The sequence below is a fragment of the Aeromonas sobria genome (assembly GCF_000820145.1).
GTDB classification, from domain to species: Bacteria; Pseudomonadota; Gammaproteobacteria; order Enterobacterales; family Aeromonadaceae; genus Aeromonas; species Aeromonas sobria.
Map to the genome: position 1 here is coordinate 41608 of NZ_CDBW01000006.1, position 13733 is coordinate 55340.

The 13733-nt window shown below is 63.6% G+C and carries 12 protein-coding genes; 9 read left to right on the forward strand and 3 right to left on the reverse strand.

The features are described from left to right. Positions 1 to 26: 26 nt before the first annotated feature. Together BN1135_RS02715 and BN1135_RS02720 are read right to left on the reverse strand one after the other, a co-directional pair. Complete coding sequence (locus BN1135_RS02715) at positions 27 to 431, reverse strand: hypothetical protein (protein ID WP_042018670.1); 405 nt, start codon at positions 429 to 431, stop codon at positions 27 to 29. Positions 432 to 790: 359 nt separating this feature from the next. Beyond that, on the reverse strand, positions 791 to 976 hold the full coding sequence (locus BN1135_RS02720; protein WP_033136592.1) for a YgaP family membrane protein: 186 nt from the start codon (positions 974 to 976) through the stop codon (positions 791 to 793). Positions 977 to 1063: 87 nt separating this feature from the next. Between BN1135_RS02720 and BN1135_RS02725 the strand changes: the two genes are divergently transcribed. Genes BN1135_RS02725 through BN1135_RS02765 form a run of 9 tightly spaced genes read left to right on the forward strand, consistent with a single transcriptional unit; the run spans position 1064 to position 10795 of the window. Beyond that, positions 1064 to 1378 (forward strand): ArsR/SmtB family transcription factor, encoded by a 315-nt coding sequence (locus tag BN1135_RS02725; protein ID WP_033136591.1) that lies wholly within the window; start codon positions 1064 to 1066, stop codon positions 1376 to 1378. Beyond that, complete coding sequence (locus BN1135_RS02730; RefSeq protein ID WP_042018672.1) at positions 1378 to 1791, forward strand: YeeE/YedE family protein; 414 nt, start codon at positions 1378 to 1380, stop codon at positions 1789 to 1791. The genes BN1135_RS02725 and BN1135_RS02730 overlap by 1 nt, the downstream gene beginning before the upstream one ends. Positions 1792 to 1804: 13 nt before the next feature. Further along, positions 1805 to 2263, forward strand: a complete 459-nt coding sequence (locus tag BN1135_RS02735) for a YeeE/YedE family protein (RefSeq protein ID WP_042018674.1) — start codon at positions 1805 to 1807, stop codon at positions 2261 to 2263. 41 nt (positions 2264 to 2304) lie between these two features. Beyond that, positions 2305 to 3375 carry an efflux RND transporter periplasmic adaptor subunit gene (locus BN1135_RS02740; RefSeq protein WP_042018676.1) on the forward strand — a complete coding sequence of 357 codons (1071 nt, stop codon included), beginning with the start codon at positions 2305 to 2307 and terminating at the stop codon, positions 3373 to 3375. Further along, complete coding sequence (locus BN1135_RS02745) at positions 3368 to 6532, forward strand: efflux RND transporter permease subunit (RefSeq protein ID WP_042018678.1); 3165 nt, start codon at positions 3368 to 3370, stop codon at positions 6530 to 6532. The genes BN1135_RS02740 and BN1135_RS02745 overlap by 8 nt, the downstream gene beginning before the upstream one ends. Positions 6533 to 6559: 27 nt before the next feature. After that, positions 6560 to 7699 carry an efflux RND transporter periplasmic adaptor subunit gene (locus BN1135_RS02750; protein WP_042018679.1) on the forward strand — a complete coding sequence of 380 codons (1140 nt, stop codon included), beginning with the start codon at positions 6560 to 6562 and terminating at the stop codon, positions 7697 to 7699. After that, positions 7692 to 8381, forward strand: coding sequence for an ABC transporter ATP-binding protein (locus BN1135_RS02755; protein ID WP_042018680.1), 690 nt, complete (start codon positions 7692 to 7694; stop codon positions 8379 to 8381). Before BN1135_RS02750 ends, BN1135_RS02755 begins: the two co-directional genes overlap by 8 nt. After that, the gene (locus tag BN1135_RS02760; RefSeq protein WP_042018681.1) at positions 8382 to 9596 is read left to right on the forward strand and encodes an ABC transporter permease; all 1215 of its coding nucleotides are present in this window, start codon (positions 8382 to 8384) and stop codon (positions 9594 to 9596) included. Further along, positions 9596 to 10795, forward strand: a complete 1200-nt coding sequence (locus BN1135_RS02765) for an ABC transporter permease (RefSeq protein WP_042018682.1) — start codon at positions 9596 to 9598, stop codon at positions 10793 to 10795. The genes BN1135_RS02760 and BN1135_RS02765 overlap by 1 nt, the downstream gene beginning before the upstream one ends. A 50-nt stretch (positions 10796 to 10845) precedes the next feature. Here the strand turns inward: BN1135_RS02765 and BN1135_RS02770 are convergent, their stop codons facing one another. Further along, entirely contained in the window at positions 10846 to 13308 is a 2463-nt protein-coding gene (locus BN1135_RS02770; RefSeq protein WP_042018683.1) for a diguanylate cyclase domain-containing protein, read from the reverse strand. Between the last annotated feature and the right edge of the window lie 425 nt (positions 13309 to 13733).

The following is a 13733-nucleotide window of genomic DNA, read 5'->3' on the forward strand; positions in this document are numbered from 1 at the left end:
TCACTGTGGTTAACGCAGGTGTGCGGTCAGTTGAACTCGGGATCGCAGTCGATGCGCGGGCGCAGTTGCCAGCGCACCGGATGTGCCACCCCGACCTGATGAACAAACTGCACCAGATAGCGGCGCTGGGGCGGGGTGCACTGCAGGTTGAGCACCAGCTCACGCCCGCCGCTGCGACCCGGCTTTATCGATTGCATCGGTTGCAGCCCCGCCGGTTGCAGGGTGTGGTTCACCATATCCAGCACCTGCTCCATATCGGCGCGATCCTCGCAGCGGATCTGCAGCCGGTAGTGGTGCTGGCGCTGTTTGCCGCCCAGCCAGCGTGGCAGCATGCCACGGCCGAGCTTGCTCAGCAGAGGGTGAGCCCGGGTAGCAACGGAACCTGTTGCGACCGTGGGATCCGCAGCCGGTTTGATTGAGATAAAGCGCATAGCAGCCTCCTTGTGGGAAGCAGAAACTATGCAGGCATGACGGCCATGGCTTTTGGCCAATGGTCACCAGACGTCAAGTGTAAAAAGAGAAGAGGGGAGTGGATTTCCGCTTCTCGCAGGGCTGCGAGCATGCGGCAGAGAAAGACCTGCGGCTAGCTCGCGACCTTGGTACCGGCTGACAGGGCCGGTCTACAACTGTCACTTGATGAGTTGCCCACTGATGGTCTCCGCTATTGATAAGAGGCTCGAATGATAGCCGAGGCGGCAGGCAGGGTAAACCCCGCGCCACCCGCAGCAACATCTTGAAACATAATCGAAAGCCCCGTTTTGCCGCATCAAGCCGCTAAAAGCTGACCCGGTTATTTCAGTCCCATCCGTTTGAGGATCATTGCAGCCGGGCAGAAACCGGTGAACGCACTCTGGATCAGGTTGACCCCGACAAAGGCGCTTAACCAGACAAAGCCCGGATGAACCCAGGTGGTAAGGATCAGCGAGAGCAGCAACATGCAGCCCGCGACGATTCTGACTCCGTTATCTACAGTCATGACTATCTCCCTATCTACTTTAGGTATTGCTAATTTAGCGTTGTTTTATACAATAAAACAAATATCAGCAATTGCTAATTTACTCTTATGAGCCAATTCGACCAGATGAACAGACATGCGACAGCTGCCGCCTCCCTGCTCAAGGCGTTGGCTCATCCCGAACGCCTGATGGTGCTCTGCCAGCTAGTGGAGGGGGAGAAGGGGGTCGGAGAGCTGCTGGCCCACAGCCAGCTGGGGCAGTCGGCCTTCTCCCAGCAACTTTCGGTATTGAAGCGCCAGGGCCTTATCCGTTCGCGCAAGGTCTCCCAGCAGATCTACTACTCGCTGGTGAGCGAGGCGGCCGCCGATGTGCTGGGGGCGCTGCAAACCCATTTTTGTCACTCAGAAAATAAGGAATCTTGATGATGGAAAGCCAATGGCTGCTCTCTTTGGGCGGCGGCATGCTGGCGGGGCTGTCGGCCCTGATCCTGATGTTGTTCAACGGCCGGGTGGCCGGGATCAGCGGCATTCTGGCCGGTGCCTTGCAACACCGCGCGCCGTGGCGGGTGCTGTTTCTGCTGGGGCTCGGGGCGGGCGCCTGGCTGGCGCTGACCCTGGGTTGGGCCACCATGCCTGCATTCACTACCCTGCCCGGCTGGCCGGTAGTACTGCTGGCCGGTCTGCTGGTCGGCATCGGTACCCGTCTTGGCAATGGCTGCACCAGCGGCCACGGCATCTGCGGCATGGGGCGGCTCTCCCGGCGCTCCATCGTCGCCACCCTGACCTTTATGGCGGCAGGCTTTATCACCGTCTTCGTCACTCATCATCTGCTGTAAGGGGCTGATCGCCATGAAGTTGCTGACAAGTTTGTTTGCGGGCCTGTTGTTTGGACTGGGGATGGCCATCTCCGGCATGGTGGATCCCGCCCGGGTCACCGGTTTTCTCGATCTGGCCGGGGCCTGGGATCCCAGCCTCGCCTTCGTGATGGGGGGCGCCCTGCTGGTCTTTATGCCGGGTTATGTTCTGCTGGTGAAATCCCGTCGCCATAGCGTGCTGGGTGAGCCCATCGCCGCCGTACCGGACCCCAAGCTGGATCGCCGGCTGATCGGCGGGGCCGCGCTGTTTGGCATCGGCTGGGGGCTGGTGGGCATCTGCCCGGGGCCAGCTCTGAGTCTCATTTCCAGCGGGCAGCCCATGATAATGTTGTTTATCGCGGCCATGGTGGCCGGGATCTTGCTGTTTGACAGAGGGCTGGCCAAGGTGCTGGCTCGGGGAAAGGATAAGGTGCGCCAGTCCCATACCGCCTGATCCCGCGAAGTGACTGATGATGCCAGGGAAGGAGAGTGATGATGGAAAAGATCCGGTTGCTGGGGCTCACCTTGTTGGTGATGACATCGCAGGCCATGACATCCACCCAGGCCCTGGCCGCACAAGGGGAGCCGGTGGCCCCGCTGACTGTTGTTTCGCTGACAGAGTCCTTGCTGACAGTATCGCCACAGCCGGTGACCGACTGGCTGACGCTGGATGGCACCGTCACTGCCATCAATCAGGGGACGGTGGCGGCCCAGACCAGCGGCCGGGTCTCTCGTATGTTGGTGGATGTGAACGATCAGGTGCAGGCGGGGCAACCGCTGCTGGAGATCAGCGGCAAGGAGCAGTTTGCCGCCGTCACGGGTGCCGAGGCGCGGCTGGCGCGGGCGCAGGCTCAGCAAGTGGAAGCCGAGCGCCAGCTCGCCCGCTTTCAGGCGCTGATTGCCAAGGGGGTGATCACCCGCGCCCAGCTCGATAATGCCCAGGCGACTGATCGCGCCGCCCGCGCCGAGGTGAACGCTGCCGATGCGGCTCTCACTCAGGCCCGCGAGGCCTACGGTTATACCCGCATTCTGGCCCCTTACGCCGGAGTGGTGACCAAACGGCTGGTAGAGCTGGGGGAGACAGTCGCCCCCGGTACCCCGCTGCTCTCCGGCTTCTCTCTAGACACCTTGCGGGTGGAGGCGGAGTTGCCCCAATCTGCCCTGACGCTCGCTCGTGAGCCTGCGGATGTGCAGGTGCTGCTGCCCGATGGCAAGTCTGTCACCCCGGTCAAATTGACCCGCTTCAACTATGCCGACAGCCAGAGCCATGCCTTCAGGTTGCGCCTCGATTTGCCGCCGCAAACTGCCGGGGTATTGCCCGGTATGTGGCTCAAGGTGCAGCTCAAACAGGGTGCACGTCAGGTGTTGCAGGTGCCGGATCGCGCCCTGCTGCGGCAAGGGGAGTTCAACGGCGTCTATCTGCAGCAGCCCGCTGGCAGGGCCCTGACGCCGGTGCGGGTCGGTCACTGCCTCGAGGGGCTGTGCGAGATCCTGGCCGGGCTGCAAGCCGGTGACAAGCTGGCCCCCGATGCCTGGGCGCAGCAGCAGGAGGTGGCCCATGAGTAGCGAGCTGAACGGCAACAGGGAGAGGCTGGGACCTGCCGGTCGGCTGGCGGCGCTGTTTCAGGGCTCGGCCATCACTCCGCTGCTGGCGCTGGTGGGGCTGCTGCTCGGTCTGTTTGCTGTGCTGGTGACCCCCAAGGAGGAGGAGCCGCAGATCGATGTTACCTTCGCCGATGTCTATATCCCCTTCCCGGGAGCCACTCCGGCTGAAGTGGCCTCTCTCGTTACCACCCCTGCCGAGCAGGTGGTCTCCCAGATAAAGGGAATTGATACCCTCTACTCTTTTTCCCAACCCGATGGCGCCCTGCTGGTGGTGGTGTTCAAGGTGGGGGTGAGCCGCGAGCAGGCCATCGTCGATCTCAACAACCAGCTCGACTCCAACCGCGACTGGTTGCCACAGGGGATTGGAGTCGGTCAGCCGCTGGTGAAACCCCGGGGGATCGATGATGTCCCCATCGTCAGTTTGACCTTATGGAGTAAAGAGGGGATCAAGCAACTGGGGGCACCCGAGCTGACCCGGGTCGCCCATGAGCTGGAGACCGAACTCAAGCGCATTCCCGGTACCCGCGATATCTACACGCTGGGCAGTCAGAGCGCCGTGCTGCAGGTGATGCCGGATCCGGCGGCCCTCAGCGCCCACGGCATCAGCTGGGGCGAGCTGAGTCAGCGCCTTTCGGCCGCCAATCAGCTGGGCCCGACACAGGCCATCGAGCAGGACAACAGTGAGATCAAGGTACAGGTGGGGCAGTTCCTGCAAAGCGAGCAGGAGGCCCGCGAGCTGGTGGTGGGGCTGCACGACGGCAAGCCGGTCTATCTGGGGGAGGTGGCCAGGGTCTCTCTGGGTCAGGAGACCCCGACCAAGCGCAGTTGGATGGGGCAGGGGGATCGCAGCTATCCGGCGGTGACGCTGGCCATCGGCAAGCAGCCCGGTCAGAACGCGGTCGATGTGGCCAAGCGGGTGGAGGCGCGGGTCGAGAGTTTGCAGAACCGGCTGATCCCTGCCGGGGTCGAGGTGACGGTGACCCGGGACTACGGCGTCACCGCCGAGACCAAATCCAACACCCTCATTGGCAAGCTGATTTTTGCCACCACGGCGGTGGTGCTGCTGGTGCTGGTGAGCATGGGCTGGCGCGAGGCGCTGGTAGTGGGCGTTGCCATCGTCATCACCCTGGCTCTGACCCTGTTTGCCAGCTGGGCCTGGGGCTTTACCCTCAACCGGGTGTCGTTGTTTGCGCTGATCTTCTCCATCGGCATTCTGGTGGATGACGCCATCGTGGTGGTGGAGAACATCCACCGCCATCGCGGTTTGGGCAAGGGGCCGCTCAAGGATCTGATTCCGGGGGCGGTGGACGAGGTGGGGGGGCCGACCATACTGGCGACCCTGACCGTGATCGCGGCCCTGCTGCCGATGGCCTTTGTCAGTGGCCTGATGGGCCCCTACATGAGCCCCATCCCCATCAATGCCAGCATGGGGATGCTCATCTCCCTGCTGGTGGCCTTTATCTTCTCCCCCTGGCTGGCGAGCCATTTGCTCAAGGGGGAGGTGCACGGTGCCCACGGCGAGGCCAAGGCTGGCCTCTTTCACCGGCTGATGACCCCTTTTCTGATCGGTGATGGCGCCAAGCGCGCCAGACGCAAACTCTGGCTGGTGGTGTTGCTACTGGTCGGGGCGGCTGCCGCCATGCCGGTGGTGCAGTGGGTGGTGCTCAAAATGCTCCCCTTTGACAACAAGTCGGAATTTCAGCTGGTGCTTGATATGCCAGAGGGGGCAACTCTGGAGCAGACCGAGCGCACCCTGCTGGCGGTCGGGAGGGAGCTTGCCAAGGTGGAGGAGGTGAAGGATTACCAGATCTATGCAGGTACCGCCGCCCCCATCAACTTCAACGGGTTGGTGCGCCACTACTTTATCCGCAGCGGCGCCAATGTGGGGGATATTCAGGTCAATCTGGTGGACAAGCATGAGCGCCATCGCAGCAGCCACCAAATTGCCCAATCGGTGCGGGCGCCGCTGCAGGCCATCGCCAGTGCGGCAGGGGGCAACCTCAAGGTGGTGGAGGTGCCCCCCGGCCCGCCGGTCTGGTCACCCATAGTCGCGGAAGTGTATGGCCCGACGCCTGCCGCCCGCGAAGCGGCGGCGCGCGCCGTACAGGCCCGTTTTGTGGCCACCGCGGATCTGGTGGATGTCGACATCTATCTGACCGACCCGCAGCCCAAGTGGCGGCTGGAGGTGGATCGCAGCAAGGCGGCCCTGCTCGGGGTCGATCTCGGGGTTCTGGTGAGCACCCTCAATGGCGGGGTGGGTTATCAGGATGCCAGCTGGCTGCAGGGGCACGGCGCCAAGTATCCGGTGCCGATCCGCATCGAACTGGCTCCCGGTGACAAACGGGATCTGGCGGGCGTACTGGCCCTCAAGGTGCGCAGCCAGAGCGGCCAGTTGGTGCGGGTCTCCGAGCTGGTGAGTCGCCGTGATGAGGTGGCCCCCAGCTATATCATGCACAAGAACATGCAGCCCATGGTGATGGTGGTGGCCGACATGGGTGGCCATACCGACAGCCCGCTCTACGGCATGTTTGCCGCCGGTGCTGAGATCGACCTGCCCCAATATTACGTGCAGCAGCCCGACAAGCTGGGGGAGGTGGCGCTGTTGTGGGACGGGGAGTGGAAGATTACCTACGAAACCTTCCGCGACATGGGCATCGCCTACGGGGTGGGGATGATCCTCATCTACCTGCTGGTGGTGGCCCAGTTCCGCTCCTATCTGGTGCCGCTCATCATCATGGCCCCCATTCCGCTCACCCTCATCGGGGTGATGCCGGGCCACGCCCTGCTGGGGGCTCAGTTTACCGCCACCTCGATGATCGGGATGATCGCCCTGGCCGGGATCATCGTACGCAACAGCATCCTGCTGGTGGACTTTATCGAGCAGCAGCGCAGCGCCGGAGTGGTGTTCGAGCAGGCAGTGATCGAAGCGGCGCAGGTGCGGGCCAAACCCATCATGCTGACGGCGTTGGCGGCGATGATCGGGGCCCTGTTTATCCTCGATGATCCCATCTTCAACGGACTGGCCATCAGTCTGATTTTCGGGATCCTGGTCTCCACACTGCTCACTCTGGTAGTGATACCCTTGCTCTACTATGCCCTGCTCTCCCGACGCTCATGACGGGAGTCACTAGCGAAAGGATGCGCGATGAAGAAAGGTTGGCTGTGGTGGGGAAGTGGCGCCGTGGTAGCGGTGGCTGCTCTGGCATGGTGGTGGCGACCGCAGCCGACGCCGATCAGGCTGGCCGAGGTCGGGCGGGGGGATGTGCTGGTCACCGTGGTCAACACCCGGGCTGGCACCATCAAATCCTGTCAGCGAGCCGGGCTCAGTCTGCCCGGTGGCGGCGTGGTGGAGCAGATCGCCGTCAAGGCCGGGGAGCGGGTAGCGCAGGGAGATCTGCTGCTGACCCTCTGGAGTGATGATATCCGCGCCGATCTCGATCGTGCCCGTGCCCAGCAAGCCCTTGGCAAGACCCAGCGCGAGGAGCGTTGCAGCGAGGCGGCCTACTACGAGCGGGAGGCCAACCGGCTGGCCACCTTGCTGGCCAAAAACCTTACCTCCCGCACCCTCGCCGAGCAGGCCCAGAATCTGGCCGATACCCGCCGCTATATCTGTCAGGCATCCCGTCAGCAGGAGCGGGTCAACGAGGCGCAGGTCGCTCAGGTGGAGGCCCGCTTGAGCGAGCGCCGCCTGCAGGCGCCGTTTGCCGGTGTGGTGGCGGAGGTCAACAGCAAGCTGGGCGAATACATGACCCCCTCACCGCCCGGAGTGGCCATGCCCCCCGTTATCGATCTTATCGACGATAACTGCCTCTATGTCTCTGCCCCCATCGATGAAGTGGATGCCGCTCGCCTCAAGGTGGGCCAGTCTGCCCGGGTACTGCTCGACGCCATGCCCGGCCGCGATTTTGCCGCCACCGTGACCCGCATCGCCCCCTATGTGAAGGAGCTGGAGAAGCAGGCCCGCACCGTCGAGGTGGAGGCATCGCTCACTGCCCTGCCCACTGACGTGCCCCTGCTTATCGGCTACAGTGCCGACCTTGAGGTCGAGGTGACCCGCGCCACCGATGTGTTGCGGGTAGCGGCCAGCAGCCGGGCCGACGATGGCAGCGTGCTGCGGCTGGAAGGGGATAAGCTGGTGCGGGTGGTGCCCCGCTGGGGCGTGGAGAACTGGAACTGGATTGAAGTCGCCGAGGGGCTCGCCGCCGGTGATCGGCTGGCAGCTCAGCCCGGACAGATTGTCGGGGAGGGCCCTTTCAGCGCCGCCACGGAGCAGCCGGATGAGTGATCTCATTCGCCTCGAGGCCGTCAGCCGTCGTTTCACTCTGGGGGGAAGCGAGGTGGCCGCCCTCGACCGCGTATCCCTGCGGGTTGCCGAGGGGGAGTATCTGGCGGTGATGGGCCCCTCGGGCTCCGGCAAATCGACCCTGCTCAATGTGCTGGGGCTGCTGGATCGGCCCGATGAGGGGCGCTACTGGCTGGGGGGAGAGGACACCGCCACCCTGTCAGAACCGGCGCTGGCCCAGCTGCGCGGCCATCGCATCGGTTTCGTGTTCCAGTCGTTTCACCTGATCTCCCGCCTCACCGCCCGTGAAAACGTCGAGCTGCCGCTGATGCTGTGCGGGATCGCCCCCGCCGAGCGCCATCGTCGCAGCCAACGACTGCTGGGGGAGCTGGGGCTGGAGAACCGGGCCGGACACCGCCCTGCCGAGCTCTCCGGCGGTCAGCGTCAGCGGGTGGCCATCGCTCGGGCCATGGCGATGGCGCCGCGGCTGATCCTGGCCGACGAGCCCACCGGCAATCTCGACTCCCGCTCCGGGGAGGAGGTGATTACCCTGCTGGAGGGGCTCAACCGGGAGCAGGGGATCACGCTGGTGGTGGTGACTCACGACCCGCGCCTCGGTGAGCGGGCGGGCAGGCGGATCCTGATGAACGATGGCCATATCAATACTGATAGCGGCGGGGGCTGAATGCGGCGGCCCGATGTTATCCGCTTTGCCGCCGTGGCCCTGCTGCGTCAGCGTTCACGGGCGCTGGTGCTGATCCTGGCGGTGAGTCTGAGCGTCACCTCAGTGCTGCTGCTCACCGCGTTGGGGGAGGGGGCGAGACGCTATGTGGCCGACCAGTTCAGCTCCCTTGGCAAGGATCTGCTGGTGATGTTCCCCGGCCGCAAGGAGACCACCGGTGGGCTGCCGCCGGTCACCGGCAACAGCCTGCGGCAGATCACCCTCGATGACATGCACTATCTTGGCCAGCATCAGCCCAAGGTGCGGCTGGTGCCACTGGTGATGGGCTTTGCCGAGGCCAAACAGGGGGCGCGGCTGCGCCAGACCATGCTGCTTGGCAGCAGCAACGGGTTGCGCGATACCCACGGGCTGGAACTGCTCTCCGGCCGCTGGCTACCGGGGGATGCCGCAGAGGATCGACCGGTCGTCCTGCTCGGGGCCGTGGTGGCCCGGGAGCTGTTTGGTCAGGCCGATCCGGTCGGCCAGTGGCTGCGTTTTGACAATCGTCGCTTTCGTGTGGTGGGGGTCTTCACCAGCCAGAGCAGCAATCTGGGGATGGACATGGCTGAAGCCGCGCTGATCCCGGTTGGCAGCGCCATGCGGCTGTTCAATACCGAGGGGCTGTTTCGGCTGCTGATCCAGCCGCTGGCGGGGCAAGCTGTGCCCCCGCTGGTCAAGCGACTGGAGCAGCTGATGCAGGCGCGCCACGGGGTGCTCGATGTGACTCTGGTAAGGCGCGACGCCATGCTGGCCACCTTCTCCACCATTCTCTCGACCCTCACCCTGGCGGTTGCCGGCATCGGTGCCATCAGCCTGCTGGTCTCAGGCATCATGATGATGAATCTGGCGCTGATCAGCACCCGCCAGCGCACTGGCGAGATCGGCCTGCTCAAGGCGCTGGGGGCCGACAGTCGCCAGATCCGCCAGCTGTTTTTGTGGGAGGCACTGCTGCTGAGCGGCAGTGGCGCACTGTTTGGCACGGCCCTGGGTTATGCCCTGGTGGCCCTTGCCGCGCTGATCTGGCCCAGTTTTCCGGTGGCGGTCCCTCTGCTCGCGACCCTCTGCACCATACCGGCGGCCCTGCTGACCGGGCTGTTTTTTAGCTGGCTGCCCGCTTCCCGGGCGGCAAGACAAGATCCGGTCAGCAGCCTGCGCAGCGGGCAATGGAGTGGTGGCTGATGCGCCTCGCTGATCTGCTGTTCTGGTTGTGGCGCGCCTTGCTGGCAGGACGCAGTCGCAGCTTGCTGTCGGCGCTGGGCATCGCCATCGGGATCGCCTCGGTGACCCTGCTCACCGGTATTGGCGAGGGGCTCAGGCTCTATCTGCTCGACAGTTTCTCCCAATTCGGCACCCGCTTGATCGCCGTGACCCCGGGCAAGACCGAAACCGCCGGTGGCCCGCCCGGCATCCTCTCCAGCAGCCGTCCCCTGCTGCTGGAGGATGCCGACGCCCTTGCCAGATTGCCGGGTATCGAAGCTGCGCTCCCTGTGGTGCAGGGGCAGGGGGAGGTGCGCAGCCGTGGACTGACTCGCAGCACCGCCATTCTGGGCACAGGTTCGGCGGCGCTCTCCGGCTGGCGACTCACCCTGGTGCAGGGGCGTTTTCTGCCCGCAGATGACAGTGCCATGCCTCGTGCCTATGCGGTGCTGGGCTCCAAGGTGGCGGCTGAGCTGTTCCCCGGCGGCGATGGGCCGGGGAGCCTGCTGCGGGCCGGTGATCGCCGTTTTCGGGTGGCCGGGGTGCTGGCCCCCAAAGGGCAATTTCTCGGCTTTGATCTGGACGACATGATCTATCTGCCCGCCGCCCACGCTCAGGCGCTGTTCAACAAGGAGGGGTTGCAGGAGATCGATGTTATCTATCGCGCCGGGCAGACGGAGGCCGAGATCACCGCCCAGATCCGGCGAGTGTTGATCGCCCGCCACGGCGCCGAGGATTTCACCCTCACCTCCCAGCAGGACATGCTGACCAGCCTCGACAAGATCCTCTCCATCATCAAGCTGGCGGTTGGTGGGCTCGGTATTATCTCGCTGCTGATCGGGGCGGTCGGCATCTTCAGCATCATGAGCATCGCCCAGCAGGAGCGGATCCCCGAAGTGGGCTTGCTGATGGCGCTGGGCTGCCCACGGCGCCGCATCCTGCTGTTGTTCCTGCTGGAAGCCGTGGTGCTGGCACTGTTGGGTGGGGCCATGGGGCTGGCCCTGCTCGGGGTGCTCAAGCTGCTGTTCGCATTGCTGGCGGCTGGGTTGCCGCTCACCCTCCATCCTCTCTATCTGTTGCTGGCGCTCGGTTGCAGCGCCCTGGTCGGTCTGCTGGCCGGGGTCGCCCCCGCGTTGCGGGCGGTGCGTCTCGACCCCGTGGTTGCCCTGCGCGGGGATTAGGCGACCGATCTCTGCGATCGGCAAGCTGCGCTCGGGTCTGAACAGGGGGACTAGGCGACCACTTCCGGGACTGATACGTTGCGCTCTGGCCTGAACAAGGGGAAGTAGCGGCGATCTGCTTGACTCATGTGGCCGACCACCAGCTCCTGAATGATGAAGTTGAGCAGTTCGTCGTTGCCCAGTGTCCCCGCTTTGGCGGCGTGCAGCAGCTGGTCCGCCTTGTTGAGCAGGCGCTGGTGATCCTGATGGTGGCTGACGAGCTCCCGATAGTCGAACTCCGCCAGCATCTGCTCTTCAAAGGCGAAGTGATGACGGGCCATCTCGAACAGGCTCTCCAGACTCTCCAGAAACGGGGCCGGGTTGTCGTGCTGATCTTTCATCCGCTCCAGCAGCCGGTTGGTCAGCACGAACAACTGGCGATGCTCGGCATCGATGCGCGGGTGACCGCACTCGTGGCCGGGTTGCCACAGCAGGGCGCCCTGCGCAGGATCAAGGCCTGCGGTAAAGAGGCAGACCCGGCCGCGGCCGCGATTTTTCGCCTGATACATGGCCTGATCGGCGTGGTGCATCAGGGTCTTGGCATCCTCCCCGTGCTCGGGATAGAGCGCCAGCCCGATACTGCTGGAGATGAGCAGCTCCTGCCCCTCCAGCTGGAACGGATGGCGCAGCTGCTGGTGCAGCTTGTCGGCCACCGCCAGCACTTCATCGCCGCTCTCCGGCAGCAAAATGACGAACTCGTCGCCCCCCAGCCGCGCCACCAGATCCTGTTTGCGCACGCAGTGGCTCATCCGCTCGGCCACCAGATTGAGCAGAATATCCCCGGTCTCATGGCCGAAGGTGTCGTTGATCGGCTTGAAGTGATCGAGATCGATAAACATCAATGCCAGCGGACGGGGCGCTTCCTGCTCCAGCAGCTCCTTGAGCCGTTGCTGCAGCAAGCGGCGATTGGGCAGCCCGGTGAGGGGGTCGTAGAAGGCGAGGCGACGCATCATCTCCTCCCGCGCCGCCCGCTCGGTGATATCCCGGGTAACCCCGAGGATCGACTCCGGTTGGGCCTGGTGGTTGCCATGGAGGGTGGTGATGGTCTCGGTCGCCACCAGATGGCCATCCTTGTGGCGCAGCTGGGTGCGAATGACCCGGCGGGTCTGGTCGTGCTCACCCCGCTGCCAGGCCTCCAGGGTGGCGGAGATCTCCTCGCGCAGCAGTTGCCTTGAGGCCTCTGGTAGTAGCTGTTTGAGGGGCAGGGCAAACAGCTCGGGCGCTTCGTAGCCGCTCAGGGGGGCGATGGCCGGGCTGACATAGCGAAAGCGCAAACTGGCGGCATCCATGGTCCAGATCACATCGGCGCTGTTTTCCGCCACGAAGCGGTAGTGCTGCTCGCTCTGGGCCAGTTCACGGGTCAGCCGCTGGCGATCCCGCGCCTCCTGACGCAGGCGCAGATAGAGGTGCAAGAAGATGCCGAGCAGGGTCATCAGGGTAAAGGTGATGAGCATGGCCACCGCCACGCTCTTGTCGAGCAGCTGCCGTTGCTGGCGCAGCCGCTCCTGCGCCGGGTCGTAGATAAAGCGGTCGAGGTTGGGCAATACCGTGAGCAGGCCCGCCTCCAGATAGGTTTTGGCGATCTGCAGCCAACGCTCCTGCTGCATGTAACCCGGTTCGATAAGATCCGGCTGCATCAGCTCTCTGGTCTCGCGGGCCTCGAACTCCAGCTGTTCACGGCCAGCACCGCTCGGGTACTGCTCCATGATCAGGTTGATCATCTCTTCGGGGTTGTCCATCGCATAGCGCCACCCCTTGAGGCTGGCCTGCTGGAAGGCGTAGACCCGATCCTGTCGGGTGATCAGCTCCCGCTCGGAGGTAAACAGGTTGTCGCCGTAAAAGTCGAAGTCGATGGTGCGCGGACTGAAGACCCGATAGGGGATCCCTTTTTGCTGCAGATTGAAGGGCTCGGTGGAGCTATAGGCGCTGATGGCATCCACCTCGCCAGCCAGCAGTGCCTGCACCCCCTGCTTGTAGGGGAGAGTGACCCAGTCGCGGCTGCGGGTCTGGTGGGTGAGGTAGGTCAGCAGCTCGTTGGAGCCCGCCTCCAGCATCAGCCGCTTGTTGGCCAAATCGGCCGGGTTGCGAATATCTGGCCGATCCAGGGTGAGCAGGACCAGCGGCGAGTGCTGCAGCACGGCGGCGAGCACCACCACCGGACGACCGGCAGCCCGATCCAGCAGCAGATCACTGCCGCTGATACCAAAATGGGCCTTTCCCGAGATCACCTCGCTGACCACATCGGTGCGGGAGTCCGCTTCTCGCAGGGTGACCTGCAGACCGGCCTCCCGATAAAATCCCTTGGCGATGGCCGCGTAGTAACCGGCAAACTGGAACTGGTGTTGCCACGGCAACTGGACGATGACCTGCTCGCTGGCTCGCACGGGGGGAGAGGTCAGGGTGGCGATGACCATACCGACCAGCAGTGGCAAAAACCAGCTGAGGCGCTGGCGGGGGGCTGCGTGTGCCGTCATACAACTCTTCTCTGGGGAGGGGGTGTCAAAGCTGGGTTCAAGCAATTTTTGGTAACCTGCAAAGGGAAAAAGGCGTTCGTAATGGGGAATTGGAGGTATAGAAAATCATTTTTGTGTCGTTCATCACACGGGATGGATACATGCCGTTTTTTTGCAAGTTATGTGACCAATAAGAGAGTCATATGGCCTATCGAAGTGGTCGCATTCTAGCCATTTTGTTCCGTTTTTATCGTTGCCATTGTGGCTTAACTGCATTTTTCCTGTGGTTGCACGTCAAGCTGTGTCGTTATATCAATAGATACTTTTACGGGGCGGTCAGGTGTGACGCAAATGTGTCGCAGCTGCTGCGCACCGGTTAATCTGCAACGGGTCAGTGATAGCCTCCGTCAGTGTTATCATGCTGCTCCCTGTTCCGGATAAGGTCC